Source organism: Paenibacillus sp. S02 (assembly GCF_019454065.1).
In the GTDB taxonomy this organism is placed as follows: domain Bacteria; phylum Bacillota; class Bacilli; order Paenibacillales; family Paenibacillaceae; genus Paenibacillus; species Paenibacillus polymyxa_B.
This window is the reverse complement of the sequence record NZ_CP073682.1, coordinates 1,471,125-1,490,976: the sequence shown is the minus strand read 5'-3', so window position 1 is coordinate 1,490,976 and position 19,852 is coordinate 1,471,125. Positions and strand designations below refer to the sequence as shown.

At 46.3% G+C, this 19,852-nt stretch carries 15 protein-coding genes and 1 riboswitch; of the genes, 9 read left to right on the top strand and 6 right to left on the bottom strand.

Annotation, left to right across the window (positions count from 1 at the left end; all coding sequences use genetic code 11):
- Positions 1-41 precede the first annotated feature (41 nt).
- Positions 42-1,772 (top strand): ABC transporter substrate-binding protein, encoded by a 1,731-nt coding sequence (locus KAI36_RS06480; RefSeq protein WP_220027297.1) that lies wholly within the window; start codon positions 42-44, stop codon positions 1,770-1,772.
- 24 nt (positions 1,773-1,796) lie between these two features.
- Here KAI36_RS06480 and KAI36_RS06475 read toward each other — a convergent pair whose 3' ends face one another.
- The 3 genes from KAI36_RS06475 to KAI36_RS06465 all read right to left on the bottom strand — a co-directional run bounded on the left by KAI36_RS06475 (position 1,797) and on the right by KAI36_RS06465 (position 4,553).
- Positions 1,797-3,428 carry a formate--tetrahydrofolate ligase gene (locus KAI36_RS06475; protein WP_220027296.1) on the bottom strand — a complete coding sequence of 544 codons (1,632 nt, stop codon included), beginning with the start codon at positions 3,426-3,428 and terminating at the stop codon, positions 1,797-1,799.
- 212 nt (positions 3,429-3,640) lie between these two features.
- Positions 3,641-3,949: a hypothetical protein gene (locus KAI36_RS06470; protein WP_025722058.1), complete on the bottom strand. Its 309-nt coding sequence runs from the start codon at positions 3,947-3,949 to the stop codon at positions 3,641-3,643.
- Positions 3,950-4,049: 100 nt separating this feature from the next.
- Positions 4,050-4,553, bottom strand: a complete 504-nt coding sequence (locus KAI36_RS06465; RefSeq protein WP_220027295.1) for a DUF6933 domain-containing protein — start codon at positions 4,551-4,553, stop codon at positions 4,050-4,052.
- 268 nt (positions 4,554-4,821) lie between these two features.
- Here KAI36_RS06465 and KAI36_RS06460 point away from each other — a divergent pair, with 268 nt between their 5' ends.
- From KAI36_RS06460 to KAI36_RS06435, 6 genes are all read left to right on the top strand, one after another.
- On the top strand, positions 4,822-5,529 hold the full coding sequence (locus KAI36_RS06460) for a response regulator transcription factor (RefSeq protein WP_220027294.1): 708 nt from the start codon (positions 4,822-4,824) through the stop codon (positions 5,527-5,529).
- A 1-nt stretch (position 5,530) separates the two neighbouring features.
- Positions 5,531-6,475 carry a sensor histidine kinase gene (locus tag KAI36_RS06455; RefSeq protein WP_220027293.1) on the top strand — a complete coding sequence of 315 codons (945 nt, stop codon included), beginning with the start codon at positions 5,531-5,533 and terminating at the stop codon, positions 6,473-6,475.
- A 108-nt stretch (positions 6,476-6,583) separates the two neighbouring features.
- The gene (locus KAI36_RS06450) at positions 6,584-7,507 is read left to right on the top strand and encodes an ABC transporter ATP-binding protein (RefSeq protein WP_076292440.1); all 924 of its coding nucleotides are present in this window, start codon (positions 6,584-6,586) and stop codon (positions 7,505-7,507) included.
- A complete protein-coding gene (locus tag KAI36_RS06445) occupies positions 7,500-8,195 on the top strand; it encodes an ABC transporter permease (RefSeq protein WP_071639930.1) in 696 nt (231 codons plus the stop codon). The genes KAI36_RS06450 and KAI36_RS06445 overlap by 8 nt, the downstream gene beginning before the upstream one ends.
- A gap of 121 nt (positions 8,196-8,316) precedes the next feature.
- Positions 8,317-8,461, top strand: a riboswitch (FMN riboswitch).
- A gap of 172 nt (positions 8,462-8,633) precedes the next feature.
- Positions 8,634-9,581, top strand: a complete 948-nt coding sequence (locus KAI36_RS06440) for a DMT family transporter (protein ID WP_076292438.1) — start codon at positions 8,634-8,636, stop codon at positions 9,579-9,581.
- A 242-nt stretch (positions 9,582-9,823) separates the two neighbouring features.
- Positions 9,824-11,854 (top strand): methyl-accepting chemotaxis protein, encoded by a 2,031-nt coding sequence (locus KAI36_RS06435; RefSeq protein WP_220027292.1) that lies wholly within the window; start codon positions 9,824-9,826, stop codon positions 11,852-11,854.
- Positions 11,855-12,021: 167 nt separating this feature from the next.
- Here the strand turns inward: KAI36_RS06435 and KAI36_RS06430 are convergent, their stop codons facing one another.
- Both KAI36_RS06430 and KAI36_RS06425 read right to left on the bottom strand, forming a co-directional pair.
- Positions 12,022-13,503: a carboxylesterase/lipase family protein gene (locus KAI36_RS06430; RefSeq protein WP_220028065.1), complete on the bottom strand. Its 1,482-nt coding sequence runs from the start codon at positions 13,501-13,503 to the stop codon at positions 12,022-12,024.
- A gap of 154 nt (positions 13,504-13,657) precedes the next feature.
- A complete protein-coding gene (locus KAI36_RS06425; protein WP_220027291.1) occupies positions 13,658-14,221 on the bottom strand; it encodes a GbsR/MarR family transcriptional regulator in 564 nt (187 codons plus the stop codon).
- A gap of 515 nt (positions 14,222-14,736) precedes the next feature.
- On the opposite strand from KAI36_RS06425, the gene KAI36_RS06420 reads away from it, so the two are divergent.
- Together KAI36_RS06420 and KAI36_RS06415 are read left to right on the top strand one after the other, a co-directional pair.
- Positions 14,737-15,960, top strand: a complete 1,224-nt coding sequence (locus KAI36_RS06420) for a quaternary amine ABC transporter ATP-binding protein (RefSeq protein WP_029516322.1) — start codon at positions 14,737-14,739, stop codon at positions 15,958-15,960.
- Entirely contained in the window at positions 15,935-18,532 is a 2,598-nt protein-coding gene (locus KAI36_RS06415) for a glycine betaine ABC transporter substrate-binding protein (RefSeq protein WP_258382262.1), read from the top strand. Before KAI36_RS06420 ends, KAI36_RS06415 begins: the two co-directional genes overlap by 26 nt.
- A gap of 95 nt (positions 18,533-18,627) precedes the next feature.
- Here KAI36_RS06415 and KAI36_RS06410 read toward each other — a convergent pair whose 3' ends face one another.
- Positions 18,628-19,851 carry an ABC transporter permease gene (locus tag KAI36_RS06410; protein WP_220027289.1) on the bottom strand — a complete coding sequence of 408 codons (1,224 nt, stop codon included), beginning with the start codon at positions 19,849-19,851 and terminating at the stop codon, positions 18,628-18,630.
- Position 19,852 lies beyond the last annotated feature (1 nt).

The following is a 19,852-nucleotide window of genomic DNA, read 5'->3' as shown; positions in this document are numbered from 1 at the left end:
ATACATACATGATAACCATTCTCAATAAAAGGAGCAATACCGTGAACCAGTCTCCGTCGTCCGTATATCCTCCCCCATTCAGCTCACTGCTTTTTCATTTTAAAGAAATTGCGTTGGTTGGTGAGCCTACCGATGAATTATTATCACGTCCCAATTCATATCACTGTCTGCTTATATTCATCGGTGGGACAGGTATGGTGGACATTGGCCCAGAGCAGTATCTATTCTATACAGGTCATGGGTATTGGCTAGCTCCAGGTGAATCCTATCAAATCGATCCCCTGAATGGAACTGTACCCGAATACTACACAATCACGTTTGAGGTCATCGCTTTGCCATCAGAACCACAAGTGGACTTGGCCTTGGCCGAACACGCAGCACGTATGCCATCCCTATATCATGGACCTGTCCTGCCGGGACCGCGCGAATACATCGCCTCCTCTTCTTCCTCCAAACTTATTCAGTTGACTGAAGAGTTATTTCATAGTACCCAACAAACGGAACAGCCGCATAACCAAACATCTGTATTACGGCAGCAAATCATGTTTCAAGAGTTGCTCTTGCTGTGGCAGGAAGACCACACCCATATTGATCAAAATAATACCTCTAATCCGGCATTGCCAGTATCGGTGGAAGGTACCCTTTCATATATGGAAAACCACTATGAAAAGCCCATTACCGTCAAGCAGCTCGCTAAACAAGCGAACGTTTCCATATGGCAATACTCCCAATTGTTTCGTAAAATTACAGGCAAAAAGCCGCTGCATTACCTCACTGAGCTGCGCTTGAACCATGCCAAGCGGCTGCTGCTGGAATGCAAACGGCCTTTACGTGAAATTGCCCGTCAGGTTGGTTTCTCTGACGAATATTATTTTAATCGACGGTTTAGGCAAATGACCGGGATTCCCCCTGGCAAGTACGCACTCTCTGTCTCCGGTTCTGTGCGCGTCAAGGATTGGACGGGTCACCAGATTCACATTCCGCGCCGAGCAAGCCGCATCATCTATCATGGAGAAACGATGGGCGATCTATTGGCATTAGGGGCCAAAGCCATCGGTGGAAGTCTGCGACTCAGTGAATACAGCGTCTATAAACATCGCCTTGTGAATGTCGCCGATGTGGGCCTTCCACTGGATATTCGCTTGACTAGCGCTCTTGATCCCGATCTAATTATCATCGCCAATTCGGATGAACAGGAATATGAGCGCATTGCCAGTATCGCTCCTACCGTCACCTTCAACTCCTTCGCCACGCTGGAGGAACGGATGCGTACACTTGGCGTCTGGCTCGGTAAGGAGCGGGAGGCCGAACGCTGGTTGTCTACCTTTACAACCCGCAATCTGGCAATGTGGCAGCAGCTCGGTACACAAATCACAGCCGGAGAAACGGCCTCCGTCTTCATCTTCGATCATGGTGATCGGCTCTTTGTCATGGGTATGTCTGGATTCTCGTCGGCCCTCTACCACCCACAGGGCTTTCAGCCCGTTGAGCCGATCCAAAAGGTGCTCGACGCGGAACAAGGCTTCGCGGAAATTGATCCGAACGAATTGCCTGATTACGCCGGGGACCGCATTTTTATGCTTGTCCCAACAGCTCCAGAATCCAAACGTACGCTGGAACGCATGATCAGCAGCCCTCTCTGGCGCAGCCTTCCTGCTGTACGTCAAGGTCGGGTATATTTCGTAGAAGCTGACCGCTGGAACTGGAGCGATGCCATGACCCGGCAAAAATTGCTTACTGCACTGCCCAAACTGCTCGGCACTTCATCCTAAGAAGCTGCCATTTTTCTAAAGATACTACATTAGACCTTGAATGCTCCCATCTGCCTCCAGCGACATATGCTCAGCTGCTGGGGATTTAGGCAATCCTGGCATCGTCATGGTATTACCTGTTTCCACGACCACAAAGCCTGCCCCTGCGGACAAAGAAACGCTGGACACGTGAATGGTAAAGCCCTCCGGTGCACCTAGCAGAGAAGGTTGATCTGAGAAAGAATACGGCGTTTTGGCCATGCATACAGGCAGTTGTCCAAAACCAAGCTGCTCCATACCGGCCAACGCCCGTTTGGCCGCAGGAGTGTAAGCTACCTCTGCCGCACCGTAAAGCTCCTTCGCAATGACACTAATTTTCGCTTGCAAATCAAGTGTATGCTCATACAATGGTGCAAAATGGGCTTTGTCCTCCTGGAGCAGGTTGAGCAGGCTTTGGGCCAGCTTTTCTCCCCCTTGGCTTCCCTGTGCCCACACCTGTGACAGTTCTGCGGGTACACCCAGCTTGCGGCATTCGGAGAATATTAGTTCCAGCTCGGCTTCGCTATCTGTTACAAAATGGTTGACTGCTACCAGTACTGGCACGCCAAACTTTTGTAAATTCCGTACATGCCGGTTCATGTTGGCTAATCCAAGTTGCAATTGCTCCAGATTTTCTGCGTCCAGCTCATTTTTAGCTACACCGCCGTTATATTTCAGCGCTTTGGCGGTTACGACCAACAGAGCCGCATCTGGCTGCAAACCAGATTGACGGCACTTGATGTCAAAAAACTTTTCTGCCCCCAGCTCAGCCCCGAATCCAGCCTCCGTGACGACCACCTCTCCCAGCTTCAGGGCTAGCTTCGTACCGATCAAACTACTGCATCCATGCGCAATATTCGCAAAAGGTCCGCCATGCACAATAACTGGAGTTCCCTCCAACGTTTGCACCAGATTGGGTTTCAATGCTTCCCGAAGCAGCACAGCCATACCTTCCACCGCATGTAGTTCCTCAGCTGTTACCGTTTCGCCATCTACGTTATAACCAATCACCATCCGACCCAATCGAACTTTAAGATCGTCCATATCTTCACTTAAACATAATACCGCCATTACTTCTGAAGCCGAGGTAATCAGAAAGCCACTTTCTCTCACCGCTCCATTACCTGACCCCAATCCGGTCACAATATTTCGTAAACTCCGGTCGTTCATATCGACAGCGCGTTTCCACACGATCCGCTCCGGTTTCAACCGCAAAGCATTTCCATGAAACAAATGGTTATCGATCATCGCTGCCAGCAAATTATGCGCAGCTGAAATCGCGTGAATATCACCTGTAAAATGCAGGTTAATGTCTTCTGCCGGAACAATCTGGGCTTGTCCTCCCCCGGTTGCTCCTCCTTTCATGCCGAAGCAAGGGCCAAGGGACGGCTCACGCAACGCAGCAACGGTTTTATGCCCCAGCGCATTCAGCGCCTGTGACAGCCCGATGGTTGTCAGCGTTTTTCCTTCTCCCGCTGGCGTGGGATTCATCGCTGTAACCAGCACCAGCTTTCCATTCGGGCGATCCTTTAACTGCTCCCACAGGGACGGATTCAGCTTCGCTTTATATTTTCCATACGTCTCCAGATGTTCTTCTTCAATTCCTGCTTCTTTGGCTATATCAATAATCCTCTTCATCTTTCGTTATGTACCCCCCGTTTTATAAGTCTGACCGATGGTGCCAAACCCTGTATCGTTTTATTTTACCAAAGTGTGCCGCTTATTGCGCTATGATTCATTTCATCGCAAGCGTTGCTATCATGTGAGTTATAAAAAAAGAGCATTCCCCGCCCGCATGGACTTTGGTGGATGCTCTTTTGATACGTCTCGTTTAACAAGCAGCTCTCAAATTAACCTGCAAAGTTAGCAGCGTAATTTTCAGCAATAAATCCCTTAGAAATCAGGATAGCTTGGGATTTCTTAGTAGCAGGACCATAGCCTTGGGTCAGCAGATCATTAATATGTAAGCGGTTATAAATGAAGCAAAATACAAAGTTGGACGCCCCACTCGTAAGGATCGATACCAGAAAAATAATAACTGCCCACTTCCAATCCCCTCTAAACAACGCAGGGAAAAAACCGAAAAAGAGCGTAGTCCATGAAAAACCTACTTTGCGTTCCTTGATCATTCCAGTTTTATTTCTTAATTTAATCTTCATTTACCCCTTACCTCTCTTTATATAGTCTTTTAGAACTATATTAGATTATATAGGACAGAGGGAATAAATGGAACTTAATTTCGGTAAAATCATAAATTTCTCAAATACTCTCTAGTTTATAATGCTTCTCTAGCATTTCTTTAAAAACATCAACAGGGTACTTGTATTCAACAGTTTTGAAAACAATCCGGTTATTCCACTGGTTTTTTTCCAGCTCGCACCCATGCTCCATATCTAGTTCCTTCATGATAAAAATAATCTCATCCAAGGTTCCCATTACACTATGACTATTCGTCGTCGTAGCCAGCATCTGCTCGCCTTCCTGTGTGTATGCCTTTACGATCTGTTCATCAAAGCCTTCGCTGATCATTAATTCCTTCAAAGCTTGCACAAAAAGAACTGGCAGGTTGTTGTACTGCGATTTTTTAATTCCAAAAAGCGTGACACTTAAGCGGGATATATCATGCATAAACACTATATTTTTTCTTCGATTAAGTAAAAACAAGCTGGCATGCCAACTATTCAAAGGCGGATAAATATCAACTTGAAGTGGTTCGGTCTCCCATTCCTTCAGCAGTTTATGTGTTCCTCGTATAACAAACATCGTTGCTCTCCTTTATTGACGGTCCTGTACCGCAGCGTGATTCGACATGCCTAATCTCTCACATGAAGCATGTCCCGGATATCATAACACCGTATTCCAAACATCGGATTATAAACTCTTTCAGTATAATATAGGGGAATGATATATTACCAGACACATTAATTTTCCCTTTGGATATTTTTTATGGAAATCCCCTCCACTGCTCTATATAATTCAGGTACAGTTCGTCACGCGAGCTTAATCTAAAAATTAGGGGTGTTCCACACCTATGTCACAGCATATTTTACTTATTGAAGACGATCTATCCATTGCCGAAATGCTACTCAAAGCACTCACTAAAGAAGGATACAGTCTAACCACTGCCTATGACGGGGAAGAGGGTCTTCTTGCCTTTGAACGTCATACCTATGATCTGGTACTGGTGGATTTGATGATGCCGAAGGTGGACGGTATGGAGGTGATCCGCCGGATCCGTACCCACAGCGCCGTACCTATTCTGATTATGTCAGCCAAGGACAGCGATGTGGATAAAGCGCTTGGACTGGGCTTTGGGGCAGACGATTATGTTGCCAAACCTTTTTCAATGCTGGAAATGACGGCTCGTATTCAGTCCGCGATCCGCAGATCTACTACATATGCCCGTCAGCAACAACAGGAGGAACAGCTGCAAGCACAAGTTTTGACCTACGGCAGTCTGCGCATTGATTTTGATCATTTTACAGTCATACGCAATGAAAATGAAATTCAGCTAACAGCCAAAGAGTCCGATATTTTGAAGCTATTTGTAGCTAATCCGAACCGGGTATTTACAAAAGCACAATTATACGGATTTATTTGGAAAGACGATTATATGGGCGACGAGAACGTGATTAACGTCCATATTCGCCGCCTGCGCGAGAAAATCGAAGAAGATCCCTCTCATCCTGTCCACATTAAAACGCTATGGGGCATTGGCTACAAATGGGAGAATGGCTGATATGAACATCGAAAACATTTCTGAATGGATTGTCGGCCTCATCATGTCAATCGTTATAGTATGGCTTTGGCGGGAGCGTATGGCCTATAAGCGCAAAATAAAGGATATCCGAACCCTACTAGAGCGGATTGTGACGGTGAATCATGCGGAAAAGCTGCTATATGTCACAGGTGACGTTGAATTGCAACGACTCATGACGGAAATTAATCGACTGCTGGACTTGAATCTCAGAGTATCTGCAGATTACAACCGGAGCCAAATCGCTATGCGCAAAATGATTTCGAACATCTCCCACGATCTCAAGACCCCGCTTACGGTTGTGCTTGGATATGCCGAGATGCTGGATGGCGATCCGACTATTTTGCCAGAAGAACGTATAAAGCTGCTATCCAAAATTCATCAAAAGACAAGCGAAGCGATTGAGCTGATCGGCAGCTTTTTTAGCTTGGCGAAGCTGGAGGCTAATGATACGGATATTCCGTTGACTCGACTGGAAGTGGGAGAACTGTGCAGACGCAGCATTTTGGAGTTTTATGACCTGCTGACCGCACGGGGATTTACTGTGCATATTGAAATCCCGGAGCACCCCATTCATGCCTTGGGGAACGAAGGAGCAATTGGGCGGGTGCTAAACAATCTGATCTCGAATGCCATTCGCTATGGGGCAGACGGACGGACGCTGGGTCTGGCTTTATCGGAACAGCAGGATACGGTGCGTATAGAGGTATGGGATCGTGGCAAAGGCATACAGGAATCTGAGCAAGATAAAGTTTTTGAACGCATGTACACACTGGAGGACTCCCGCAATAAGGCGGTACAAGGCAGCGGACTGGGCCTTACGATTGCCAAACGCCTGGTTGAAACGATGAACGGAGAGATTCAATTGACTAGCAGACCTTATGAGCGGACGGTCTTCTCTTTTACATTGAAGAAAATCAACTATTAATCGAACTAAACATGCTCAACTTAATAAATTTGTAAGAATCACGAAAGAAAAATGAACAATTCGCCCTTTATCCTTGAATTATCAGCAGTATACGAAGGGAGAACACCCATGACTTACGTAATACGTACACATCAGTTGACCAAGGCCCTGAAGGGCAACGAAATTGTAGCGGGAGTCAGTATGAATGTGCGCAAGGGAGAAACCTATGGCTTTCTCGGCCCTAACGGGGCAGGCAAGACGACGATGATGAAAATGATTACGAATTTACTCAAGCCAACATCGGGTGAAATTGAATTATTCGGTGAGAAATTAACGCCAAAATCGTATCATCTGCTCGGACGGATGGGTTCGATTATTGAATACCCGATTTTTTATGACAGGCTGACGGCACAGCAAAATCTCGAACTTCATTGTGAATACATGGGCTATTATAATAAGCAGGCTGTTCGGGATGCCCTGGAATTAGTGAATTTGCGAAATGCGGATGACAAGCCGGTAAAGGATTTTTCGCTAGGAATGAAACAACGTCTCGGGATTGCCCGCGCTATTGCGACTAAGCCAGAGCTACTCATTTTGGATGAACCCATTAATGGTCTGGACCCAGTAGGAATCAAGGAAATCCGCCAACTATTCCACATGCTATGCAAGGAATATGGGATGACTCTGCTCGTGTCCAGTCATATTTTAGCGGAAATAGAGCAGATTGCGGATACGGTAGGCGTGATTAATCACGGAAGGCTAATTGAGGAAGTGTCGATGGAGCAGGTGCGGGAAACCAATACGGAATATATCGAATTTACGACCAACGATTGTAAAAAAGCGACCTACGTCCTCTCCCATCATCTGAATCTGAATAATATAAGGGTACTAAATGAACAGAGTATACGTATTTACGATTCAAATGTACCGCAGAAACAAATTATGAAGACGCTCATTTTAAATGATATAGAGGTGGATTCCATTCATCAGAAAAGCAGCACGCTGGAAGACTACTTTTTACGGCTGTTAAACGGAGGTAATCTCCATGCTTAAATTGATGCAGTTAGAACTGAAAAAATTTCATCTGGCGGGTTATATCCGTTCAGCACTGATCGCCAATGCATGCATTCTTGGGCTGATCTGTATTATTGCACTGGACAGTCAAAGCGAAGGAATACCCGAATTCACACATTACACTCAACTTTTGGATATCATGGACAATTTTGTGAGAGCCACATTTATTGTGTTTTCCTCCGTTTTGCTATGCCGCTTTATCGTCGGAGAATTTAAATCCAAATCGATTACGATCTTGTTCATGTATCCGATTCACCGTCAAAAGCTGATGATCGCCAAGCTCTTGGTTGTGCTGCTGTTTACGTTCTTATCTATTATTATATCGGAAATAATCATTACGGCTGCTATTCATCTGCTCAACCAGTTTGTCTTGATTGTACCGGATAACCTTACTCTTTCCGTACTGGGCCAACAATCAGCACGAACGCTAATCAATGCCGTTGCTGCCAGCTTTATGGGACTGGTTCCGCTGTATATGGGGATGCGAAGATACTCTGTACCCACCACCATTGTGACCTCAATCCTGATTGTAGCATTGCTTTTCTCCAATAATAACGGCGCTACACTTAGCTCCATTGCCCCCGTGCAAATAGGCTTCTCTATACTGGGAATGCTTGTGGCTTATGCGGCGATTCGACGTATTGAGTATAAGGATATTACCTCGTAATATGTAATTTCGTAGAGCGCTTTCAAAAAACAGATGAAAATCATTGTTAGATATACACACATTTTTCACTGGACTTCATTCTAAAACAGGTATATCCTATAGGAGAAATTAAAAACGGAATAAGGATCTTCGGGGTAGGGTGAAATTCCCAACCGGCGGTATGGCTCATGGAGCTAAGCCCGCGACTCTGTATCTGGCAACAGGATACGGACTGATTTGGTGAGATGCCAAAGCCGACGGTAAAGTCCGGATGGAAGAAGATCGAAATATCAACATGCCGCGAAGTGGATGAATACTGCGTTATTGGTTTTGCAGTAACTTCATTTAACTTGCATAAAGCGGCAAGTTTATTTGATCAACCCCCGTCTTGCATGGCCTTTCGCCATGGACGGGGGTTTTTGTGCCACCGGTCCTGTATTCGCAAGGAGCTAATTGAGTATGAGTCAATCTTCTACTGTTCTAACATCCAAAGGTTTTGATCGTAGCTCCCACATGAAAAGCGGTTTTTGGCTGGTCGCAATTGGAGCGGCCTTGTGGGGCGCAGACCCGCTGTTTCGTATTATTTTGTTAAAGTCATTTACTTCAACACAAATTGTACTAATGGAGCATGTGTTGCTCTTCCTCGCTCTGACACCGATGTTGTGGAAGCATCGTGAGGAACTCAAAGCGGTACGGCTTCGTCAAGTTTTCGCTATTTTGTTCGTCTCGTGGGGAGGCTCGGCGCTGGCCAGCGTAATTTTCACCATGGCACTCAGCAATGGTGATTTGAATGCTGTACTCTTACTCCAGAAGCTTCAACCACTGGTCGCTATTGTTCTAGCCCGTATTATATTGAAGGAAATGTTGCCGCGTCATTTTGGATTATTAATTGTCGTTGCTCTGTTTGGGACGTATCTTCTGACCTTCGGTTGGTCGCTCCCCTTCGGACATGTTCGTGATTTTGTCCAGGTCGGTAGTCTGCTTGCACTCGGTGCAGCAGTTCTGTGGGGCGGTTCGACAGTCATGGGAAGTTACTTGCTTCGTTCAATGAAATATGAAACGGTAACCTCCCTCCGCTTCATGGTGGCGCTCCCTCTGCTGATTGTCCTCACCTCTGTAGAGCATGCGCCATGGAATATGCCTGCCGGTACATGGGCGGGCGCAGCTGTGATTATCAATCTGCTATTGCAGGCATTGCTTCCGGGTCTTCTTAGCTTATTGCTGTATTACAAAGGCTTAAGTACGACCAAAGCGTCTTATGCTACGATGGCAGAATTAAGCTTTCCCATGGTTGGTGTCGTGATTAACTGGATCGCATTTCAGCAAATTGTCACTGTAGCGCAATTGACTGGTTTTATGCTCATCTGGATTACGCTCTTTATGATTTCACGTCAGCAAAAAAATTAACAGTTCAATGTCCCTTTCATGACTCACCCAAGCCAAATCGTGAAGATGCTTTTGCATCTCCGATTTGGCTTTTTTTATGTATTCGTATTCATATAAAATATAGTTCTTTAGACCTATTTTTCAAAAAAAGCGTCTAAAACACGCCATTATTCCTCGTTTCTCAAAGATTACATCTATAAAATTCGTCGATTTATGTCGAATAAAACAATGTAGTGACCATCAGACACAGAGGAGAAAAAACTATGACTAAAACAAAACAAACAGTTCCGTGGTGGAACAGGTTTCTCAAGCAGTTTTATTTAATGAAGACAAGACTAATAATATCTTTTTTGGCTGTGTTATTGATTCCGAGCGTACTTATCGGGTACTTTTCCTATCAGGGGGCTACGACACAACTCAGTCAGCAAATGGGCGGTTCCGTATCTACGAATCTGTATTTGATCCGAAGCAATGTCAATCAGTATGTAGCGCCCATTATGAAAGACCTGGACGTGCTTACCACTGAAATCGAATCTGATTCCATTGGTACCAACCAAGAGGCCCTTCAGAAAAAGTTGGATGTCATCGTCAAGGCTCATCCCGAGTTAGATGCCGCGCTCCTCGGCAATGCAGAAGGGCAATACATACGTTCGCCGAAAAAACAGGAGGACGATTATGACCCCCGGGAGAGAAAATGGTACAAAAATGCAATGCTGGAAAAGGGAAAAGTATTCGTCGGTGTTCCAGTTGCCAGCGTCACGACAGGGAATTTAGTCGTTAATATATCGGGAACGCTGGAGGACGGTGAAGGAGCTGTTTCATTGGCTTTGAATCTGGACAAGATGAGTGAAAGTCTGCAGTCTGTCAAGATTGGTGAACGCGGAGGACTCATTATTGTTGATTCTGAACATAAAGTTGTATCTGGGACTGGAACAGCCTTTAACAAGGCAGGCAAAAAACCGGCTGACGCCATAGAGGGACTTCCCGAAGTGGCGACAACTGTCGAAAATGATACTCCTTCCATGTCGCAAATTCAATTTATGAATCGAGATATGCTGGCCTTTACACTTAAGGACCCTCTCACCGGTTGGAGCATTGTCGCACTGTCGGATCTGGAGGATTACAGTGATGCAGCCCAACCGATTCTGAAGCAAAGCCTGATTGTGATTGTCATTTCCATACTTGCAGCTGCAATCATCATTGTGCTTATGGTCCGCTCGTTCTTAATTCCGCTGCGCAAGCTGCAAGCAGGAACACGCATCGTCCGTGACGGAAATCTGACCGAACGTGTTAATCTATCCAGCAAGGATGAGTTCGGCGAACTGGCACAGAATTTTGACCAGATGACGCATTCCTTGCATACGATGGTTTCCGAGGTCAATCAAACGTCCTCCCGACTTGCCTCCTCTTCTCTGATGATCAAGGAAAGCACAGAGCAAACGACGGAGTCCGTACAACATGTAGCGGAAACGGTTATGGAATCCGCGGAAAATGCAGCCACCAGCGCCGAGGCGTCCGAGCAAACCGCTAATGCCGTTGAAGAAATGGCAAAGGGTGTCAGCACCATTGCCGAATCGGCAAGCTCCATCGTGGATTCAGCAGGACAAACCGAGCATGATGTGGCTCAAGGCAGTCAAATGATCAGCCATGTGCGGACACAAATGGACCGTATTCTGGAAGCTGTAAGCCAAACGGCTAGCCTGATGGATGAGCTATCCCAGCTCTCGGACGATGCAAAGCAGATGAATACAGCTATTGCCGCCATTGCCAAGCAAACCAACTTGTTGTCTCTGAACGCGTCTATTGAAGCTTCCAGAGCAGGCGAAGCCGGGCGTGGATTTGCCGTAGTCGCTATAGAGGTACGCAAGCTGTCTGAGCAATCCAAGGAAAGCGCGGATTCCATCAGTCAGATCATTACTCAGATGCTCGATTTGATTCAACGCTCCACCGCTACCATGAACGGTAATGTTCGTAACCAGGTAGGTGAAGGATTACGTATTAGCCAAGATGCAGAAGGTGCATTTACGAATATTGAACGCTCTACATCTCATATCGTGGAACAAATTCAAAGTGTATCCGCTGCGGCTGAACAAATTTCAGCCAGTACAGAGGAAGTTTCCGCTACTGTCACCCATTTAGCAAGTCTGTCTCGCAATTCGGCGGACAGTTCGCAGACAACATCTGCTGCCGCTCAGGAGCAAATGGCGGCTATGGAGGAAATCGCATCTTCGTCTCAGGAGTTGTCCAACATGGCGCAGGATTTGCAACAGCTGGTTAAGCGATTCAAGATTTAAGTTACACATAGTATCGTTGCAATTTCATGCAAGTAAGAATGAACAGCAATACATCTAATTACTAGAGGATTTTGCAAAATCCCGACTAACAAAAGCCTTCGTCCGTATACAAATTACGGGCGAAGGCTTTTTACATTTGAGTTCTTGGGATGCTCTCTCTTGTTTACTTATATGGTCATCTGACCGGTTAACTGACGGCGTCTATCTCCTTCGGGGTCGTTCTCTACCTTAATATCCTGATGGAAAATAGCTGTAGTCCGCTCTTCCCTGTCGTACATCGGCCAAGCCCCCTCAGACAGCACTGGCTTCCCATCACGTGCAAAAGCAACCCATGCCTGCTGCATATCTTGAGCCAGCTTCTGCATCGACGGTTGAATCTCTAATCCAAGCTTACCTAGCAGCTCCAGATTATCGAAAACAAACGCAATTTCTGCACCGTGAACCGCTTGTCCAAAGGTAGGATGCCCCGGCAATGTCCAATCAAAACGATACATCCATACAGGCGTATGCGCCGACTGCGCAACAGCAAGAGCCAACGCAGGACGCCAAAAAAATAGATCAGTCAACATTTGCGCCTGTCCCTCAATCGTAACCGGAAATGGTTCTATCAGATCGCCGATGTCTGACATGCCCGTCATCATTTCCAATGCCTGACTCGCTGTTGACTTGTTCATTAGATGGGATTCTTTTCGGATGAAATAGGCCCCCTCATGCAAGTTCGTTCCAATCAAAACGGATACCTGCTTTGCTGAACCTTGCGCGATTGCAGACAGCGGTACATCTGGTAAGGTCACACCGTCCACGACGGGTTGATAGATCATCGCCATCCCTGGTCCGATGACTTCATGCGTCTTCGCCATAGCTAGCATCAGCGCATCTGTCGGCAGCGTAAACAACCGTTCTGGATGCTGAGTGTTCACACCCAGCTGCTGCAGATACACAGCCGTCACTTGTTCGGCCTGTGAAGTTGACAATACCTGTGACGCACCACTCTGCAAAATCGCACGCTGGAACAGTCCCTCAGCTGCTGGCATCGCCAATAAAGCGGCAATACTCATCGCCCCTGCCGATTCACCGAACACCGTTACTTCGTCCGGGTTACCGCCAAAGGCAGAAATGTGATCCCTAACCCATTCCAGCGCAGCGATCTGATCCAGCAGTCCCGCATTAGAGGTCAGGCCATCTCCCTTTGGAGTCAGATGCAAAAATCCTAACGGCCCCAATCGATAATTGATCGTAACAACCACAACATCGCCATTCTTCGCCATGCGTTCCCCGTCATATAAAGGTATAATCCCGGACCCCGTGACAAAGGCACCGCCATGAATCCACACCATCACCGGGCGTCCCTTCTCAGGTGCCTTCGAAGCAGGTGTCCAAACGTTCAGGTATAAGCAATCCTCTGACTGCTTAGGCGGTTCCACCAGATTTCCAGTCATACTTTCAGCGGATGGCATAGGTTGCGGACAGATTGGCCCAAAACTCGTCGCAGCCCGCACACCCTCCCAAGGCTCCAAAGGCTGGGGTGCGTGAAAACGTAGTTTTCCAATAGGAGGCTGTGCATATGGGATACCTTTCCATACATGATATCCATTCCCCGTTTCCCCACGTAATTGACCTAGACGAGTATGTACCGTAATACTCTCCATCATGAAGCCTCCTTTATCTCGTATATTCAACACAACGGATTAATATCAATCTTTACATATCTCTATTATACCCTTTGCACAGGGCCAAACCAAAAAATACCGGAAGCACTTTTGCGCCTCCGGCATTTTTATAAACAAGATAGGGAAATAGCGATTAATCCCCAACTTCTTCTTTTGGAATCAGCTTGTAAATTTCTTCGCTTTCCATAGAGTCAATTAGTCTGTCTAGCCACTTGTAATAAGCGACGGCCTGCTTCATTTTCAAACGATCTTGCTGAAGAATCGCCTTAAATTCCTCGTACTCTTCACCCTGATTCATCAATCTATCCAGCTCATCAATGGCTTTGCGCAGCACCAGTAAATTTGTTTCTACCGCTTTTCTCCATTTAATAGCGAAAAAGTCAGTAAATGTTTGATGCCAGTCATATTCGACTTCATACAAGTCCTTGCGTGAGCCCTTGCTCCATACCTTATTTACCATTTTAAGATCCAATAATGTTCGAACTCCTGTACTCATACTCGTTTTGCTCATTTCCATTTCACGGCCCATCTCGTCCAGCGTCATCGGTTTATCCGCAAAAAAAAGCAAACCGTATAAATGCCCCGCAGACAAAGTGATCCCATACAGGTCCATGTTTTTACCTATAGCTTCTATGACACGTTTGCGAATTTTTTGCAGCGAAGCCTGCTGCTCATCACCTAACTGGTACAAGCTCATGCTTGCAACCTCCTAATTTTAGAGCATTTTGCACAACCTAGTATGAACGATTTACCCGTAAAAGATTAGCTTTGACGCAATATATGAAATCTTTCAACAATAAATGAAATGTTTCAAAAGCAAAGCTTCTGTCCATATTACAACAGCATGGGTCGTTCAAAATCATAATTCGCAAAATTGCTAATGATAGTAAACTTTTTAAATTATGGATATACATAAATCTTTTTCTTATGGTTATATTTCATTGTCTATTTTAAAAAAAGCACTATCGGTTGTAAAGTTCCGAATGTTTGAGCATTCTATAGAACGAAGGAGCATATCAAAGGAAACTTCGTACAGTTTTTTCTGTACGTACTTTACGAACAGTTTTTTTGTTTGAAATGTAAGCAATGCTTCTGTTACAATTAATTTTGTCATTAACCGTTCAGGATGTTCAGAATTATGATTTTTATACTCAATCCTTAATGCAACAAGGGGTTAATACCAAGCAAAGTATAGAAAGAAGAGGTGTATGTATGACGATTTTGGAAGTCAAAAATGTCAGCAAACTCTTTGGTCCTCACGCAGAGCAAGGTGTTCCGCTCCTGGAGCAAGGCTGGGGCAAGGAAAAGTTGGCCAAAGAAAAACAGATTACTGTTGGTGTCAATAAGGCCAACATGGAAATTAAGCAAGGTGAAATTTTCGTAATTATGGGGCTATCGGGCAGTGGCAAGTCCACTTTGGTGCGAATGCTAAATCGCTTGATTGAGCCTACCTCCGGTGAAATTCTGGTCCACGGCAAAGATCTCCGTAAGATGAACAAAGAACAACTTCGCGAAGTTCGTCGTAAAACCATCAGCATGGTTTTTCAAAAATTCGCCCTGTTCCCACATCGGACTGTATTAGAGAATGTAGAATATGGTCTTGAAATTCAAAAGGTAGAAAAAGCACAGCGTCAGGAAAAGGCGCAACAAGCGCTGGAACTGGTTGGTCTTAAAAACTGGGGCGATAAAATGCCCGATGAATTGAGTGGCGGTATGCAGCAGCGTGTCGGTCTGGCACGGGCGCTGGCTAATGACCCTGAAGTGCTCCTGATGGATGAAGCGTTCAGTGCATTGGACCCGCTCATTCGCCGTGACATGCAGGATGAGCTATTGGAGCTTCAAGATAAAATGAAGAAAACAATAGTGTTTATCACCCATGATCTGGATGAAGCGTTGCGGATTGGTGACCGGATTGCATTGATGCGAGACGGTGCGGTCGTACAAATCGGTACACCGGAAGAAATTATGATCCAACCGGCTAACTCTTATGTAGCCCGCTTCGTCGAGGATGTGGATCTGTCCAAGGTATTGACGGCTGCTCATGTCATGCTTCGTCCAGAAACCATCACCATGGATCGTGGTCCGCGTGTGGCTCTGGAATTGATGCGGGAGCGTGGGATTTCCAATTTGTTCGTCATTGACCGCACTAAAAAGCTACTGGGTGTTATTAACGCCGAGGATGCTGTTCATGCACTGCGCAATAATTTGAAGATTGAAGATATTTTGATCACTGACGGACCGCAGGTTGCTGCCGAGACTGTCATTAATGATTTGTTTGAAATTACAAGCTCGTCCAAGGTACCGCTGGCTGTGGTCGATGACAAGCAAAAGCTGCTGGGCGTTATCGTCCGTGGAGCATTGCTCGGCGCACTTGGTGGAGATGTTACCACTACGAAGGAGGTGAATGCCCATGATACCGAAACTGCCAATCGCTGAGTGGATTCAAGCCATTGTCGACTGGATGGGTATTCATCTGGCTGGATTGTTTAATGTTATTTCTTCCATTATAGAAGCTGTAGTAGGCTTTTTCTCAGGTCTGTTCATGCTTCCGCACCCTCTGGTGTTCATCGTGATCATCGGGATTATCGCCTTTATGATCGGGCGGGTTCAGCTTACGCTGTTTACTGTCATCGGCTTCCTGCTGATTGATAATCTCGGCTATTGGAGTGAAACAATGAATACGCTCGGATTGGTCATCACGTCTGCGCTCGTATCCATTGTTATCGGGATTCCCATCGGGATCTGGTGTGCATACAGCAAATCCGCATCACGCATTATCACGCCTTTACTTGATTTTATGCAGACGATGCCTGCATTCGTCTACTTGCTCCCAGCGGTTACCTTTTTCAGCTTGGGTGTTGTGCCGGGTGTTATCGCATCTGTTATCTTTGCTATCCCCCCAACCATTCGCATGACCAATTTGGGAATTATGCAAGTATCAGGTGAGCTGATCGAAGCCTCAGACGCTTTCGGTTCAACATCTGCGCAAAAGCTGTTCAAAGTTCAGCTTCCCCTGGCATTGCCTACCTTAATGGCTGGTATTAACCAGACGATTATGCTGTCACTGTCCATGGTTGTCATTGCTTCCATGATCGGTGCTGAAGGCATCGGTGCTGTTGTATACCGTGCTGTGACACAGCTGCAAATCGGTAAAGGTTTTGAAGCCGGCTTAGCTGTTGTCGTTCTGGCTATTGTGCTTGACCGTTTTACGCAAAACCTGTTTAAACCTACGCAAAAAGGCAAAGGCCGCGTATCCAGCAAGCAAAAAGTATGGATTACTTCTGCAGTTACAGCTGTCATTTTGATCGCTGGTGCATCCCAATATTTTGTTGGAACGGATCATTCCGCATCTGGCAAAGGTAACGCTGCTGCCAACCCGGTTGGCGAAGAAGTCGGTTACAAAATTATCGGTATTGATGCCGGGGCAGGCATTATGAAATCGACTGCCAAAGCAATTCAAGACTACAATTTGTCTGATTGGAAGCTCGTTGAAGGTTCCGGAGCAGCCATGACAGCCACACTGGACAAAGCCATTAAAGCGAAAAAACCGATCATTATTACAGGTTGGACTCCTCATTGGATGTTCAACAAGTATGATCTCAAATATTTGGAAGACCCTAAGAAGTCTTATGGTGAAGCCGAGGGTATTCATACGATTGCCCGTAAAGGATTGCAACAGGATGCTCCTATCGCTTATGAGTTTCTGAAACGTTTCAAATGGACACCAGAAGATATGGGTGAAATGATGGTCGCCATTCAAGCCGGAACCAGTCCTGAACAAGCTGCCCAGGATTGGGCGGAGAAACATGCCGACAAGGTTCAGGAATGGACTAAAGGACTGCAACCTGTCAATGGCGACACGTTCAAGCTGAGTTATGTCGCTTGGGATTCCGAAATTGCCAGTACGAATTTGCTAAGTTATATTTTGGAGAACAAACTGGGTTACAAAGTAACCGCACTTCAAGTGGAAGCAGGTCCTATGTGGACGGGTGTCGCTAGTGGTGATGTAGATGCTTCACCGGCTGCATGGCTGCCGTTAACACATGCGGATTACTGGGCTAAATACAAGGATAAGCTCGACGATCTTGGGGCTAATATGAGCGGTGTTAAAACCGGATTGGTCGTTCCAGCTTACATGGATGTTAAATCGATTACTGATTTGCAGGATAACGGAGCCGAAGCGTCTCCGGCTTCCGCCTCAACTGAGGACTTTGGCAAAGAGGTCGGCTACCGCATTGTCGGTACCGACCCTGGTGCCGGACTAATGAAGCTGACCGCTAAAGCTATGAATGACTATGGCTTATCCGACTGGAAGCTGCTTGAAAGCTCTGGAGCTGCTATGACCGCTACACTGGATAAAGCTATCAAAGCCAAGCAGCCTATCGTCGTAACAGGTTGGACTCCTCACTGGATGTTTAACAAATATGATTTGAAATACTTGAAAGATCCTAAAAAAGCGTACGGTGATAAGGAAGAAATTCATACCATCGCCCGCAAAGGCTTGAAGCAGGATGCTCCTGTGGCTTATGAATTTCTAAGCCGATTTAAGTGGACTGCTGAAGATATGGGTGAAGTGATGATCGCGATTCAGGACGGTACTGCCCCACAGCAGGCTGCCAAGAACTGGGCTGATAAACATCCTGACAAGGTACAGGAATGGATCAAGGGCCTACAGCCCGTCAACGGTGATCCTTTGAAGCTGAGCTACGCTGCTTGGGATTCTGAAATTGCCAGTACGAACGTATTGAAATATGTATTGGAACAAAAATTGGGCTATAAAGTTACAGCCCTGCAAGTGGAAATCGGCCCAATGTGGACTGGCGTGGCCGGCGGAAGTGTAGATGCTACTGCTGCTGCTTGGCTTCCATTGACGCATGCTGATTATTGGGCTCAATACAAGGATAAGGTGGATGACATCGGAACCAGCATGACTGGCGTTATGTCCGGGCTTGTCGTTCCATCCTATGTGCCGATTGATTCTATCGAGGATCTTAAGCCGCCGCAATAATATTTTTCCACTTTTAAACCATACGAACAAGCAAAAAGAAGATCAGGATTAAATCCTGATCTTCTTTTTTATGATATCCATATTTAAAGTTGCTTTCAGCCTTTTAGCGTGAATCCTTCTTGAGCAGGCACATCGGCATGCTGCCCTGTCGTCTGCTGCTGTCTAAAGAATAACGGATAGATCGCGAAGGACACCAGCAGACTCACACAACCAATGACGCCCAGGGCAATCATATCTTTGAAGATGTATGTGATATCCAGTCCTTTGAGCGTGATGTTCCGTACAGCATCCAGGTAATACGTCAGTGGTAATATTTCAGCAAGTCCCCGCAAGAAGCCGGGCATTGCTTCCAATGGCCACGTATAGCCTGACAGCATAAAGGAAGGAACAGCAATCAGCATCAGAGTTTGGGTCGCATCCACCCTAGTCTTGGAAAAGAGACTGAATAGGAATCCTAACCCGCACAATGCAAAGTTAAAGGCCAGCGACACTAAAATCAACGGCAGTACCTGTCCCCTAAACGGAATATCGAAGCATAAAGCGCTGATACTGAATACAGTCAGCACATTGAAAGCTCCCGCTGCATAATACGGTGCCAGTTTGGCAATAGCCAAACGCCAAGGGGTATTTCTCCATGCACCAAACCTCCCCCAAGTCCCTGCTTCCTTATCACGCGTGCAGGACAATGCAATACCAAGCAACAGACACTGCTGGAGAGCCGCAGAAATAACCCCCAGCGGCATGAAAAGCTTATAATCATATACCGGGTTAAACAACACTCTGGACCGGAACGGGATGGTAGTCAGCGTCGCGGCAGCCTGATCGGCGTTCATTCCCTTTTGCTTCATGGAATTGACCGATACTCCAGCGCTCACGCTGCTAATGACCTGATTCGCAATCCGACTGGCACTATTGGAATACATCATATTACTGCCGTCAATCAGCGTGAGCACGGGTGGATTTTCCCCATGCTTAAGCCGAGTCGTAAAGTTGTCGGGAATGACGATTCCGACCTTAGCTTCCCCGGTCTCTACCTGACGGACAACATCTTCCTGATTGGTCGCTTGCCGTGTAACGGCAAATGAATCGGTCGAATCAAACGCCTGAATGATCTGGCGACTGAGCTGCGAATTATCTCCGTCGTACACTGTGACAGGCATCTCGGTAATCCGCTGATGTGAATACAGGAAGCCGAACAGTATCGTATACACAATCGGCGTAATCAGCAGAATAGCCATAAAGCGGCGGTCCCGGAAGATGCTCAGCCATTCCTCGCGAAACACATCGCGGATACGAAGTCTTTCCTGTGAATCCTGCATA

Coding starts and splice junctions, on each gene's coding strand:
- KAI36_RS06460 (WP_220027294.1), top strand. CDS start 4,822: ATGTCACAGCATATTTTACTTATTGAAGACGATCTATCCATTGCCGAA.
- KAI36_RS06445 (WP_071639930.1), top strand. CDS start 7,500: ATGCTTAAATTGATGCAGTTAGAACTGAAAAAATTTCATCTGGCGGGT.
- KAI36_RS06475 (WP_220027296.1), bottom strand. CDS start 3,428: ATGAAGAGGATTATTGATATAGCCAAAGAAGCAGGAATTGAAGAAGAA.
- KAI36_RS06425 (WP_220027291.1), bottom strand. CDS start 14,221: ATGAGCTTGTACCAGTTAGGTGATGAGCAGCAGGCTTCGCTGCAAAAA.
- KAI36_RS06435 (WP_220027292.1), top strand. CDS start 9,824: ATGACTAAAACAAAACAAACAGTTCCGTGGTGGAACAGGTTTCTCAAG.
- KAI36_RS06450 (WP_076292440.1), top strand. CDS start 6,584: ATGACTTACGTAATACGTACACATCAGTTGACCAAGGCCCTGAAGGGC.
- KAI36_RS06440 (WP_076292438.1), top strand. CDS start 8,634: ATGAGTCAATCTTCTACTGTTCTAACATCCAAAGGTTTTGATCGTAGC.
- KAI36_RS06470 (WP_025722058.1), bottom strand. CDS start 3,949: ATGAAGATTAAATTAAGAAATAAAACTGGAATGATCAAGGAACGCAAA.
- KAI36_RS06455 (WP_220027293.1), top strand. CDS start 5,531: ATGAACATCGAAAACATTTCTGAATGGATTGTCGGCCTCATCATGTCA.
- KAI36_RS06415 (WP_258382262.1), top strand. CDS start 15,935: ATGATACCGAAACTGCCAATCGCTGAGTGGATTCAAGCCATTGTCGAC.
- KAI36_RS06430 (WP_220028065.1), bottom strand. CDS start 13,503: ATGGAGAGTATTACGGTACATACTCGTCTAGGTCAATTACGTGGGGAA.
- KAI36_RS06420 (WP_029516322.1), top strand. CDS start 14,737: ATGACGATTTTGGAAGTCAAAAATGTCAGCAAACTCTTTGGTCCTCAC.
- KAI36_RS06410 (WP_220027289.1), bottom strand. CDS start 19,851: ATGCAGGATTCACAGGAAAGACTTCGTATCCGCGATGTGTTTCGCGAG.
- KAI36_RS06465 (WP_220027295.1), bottom strand. CDS start 4,553: ATGTTTGTTATACGAGGAACACATAAACTGCTGAAGGAATGGGAGACC.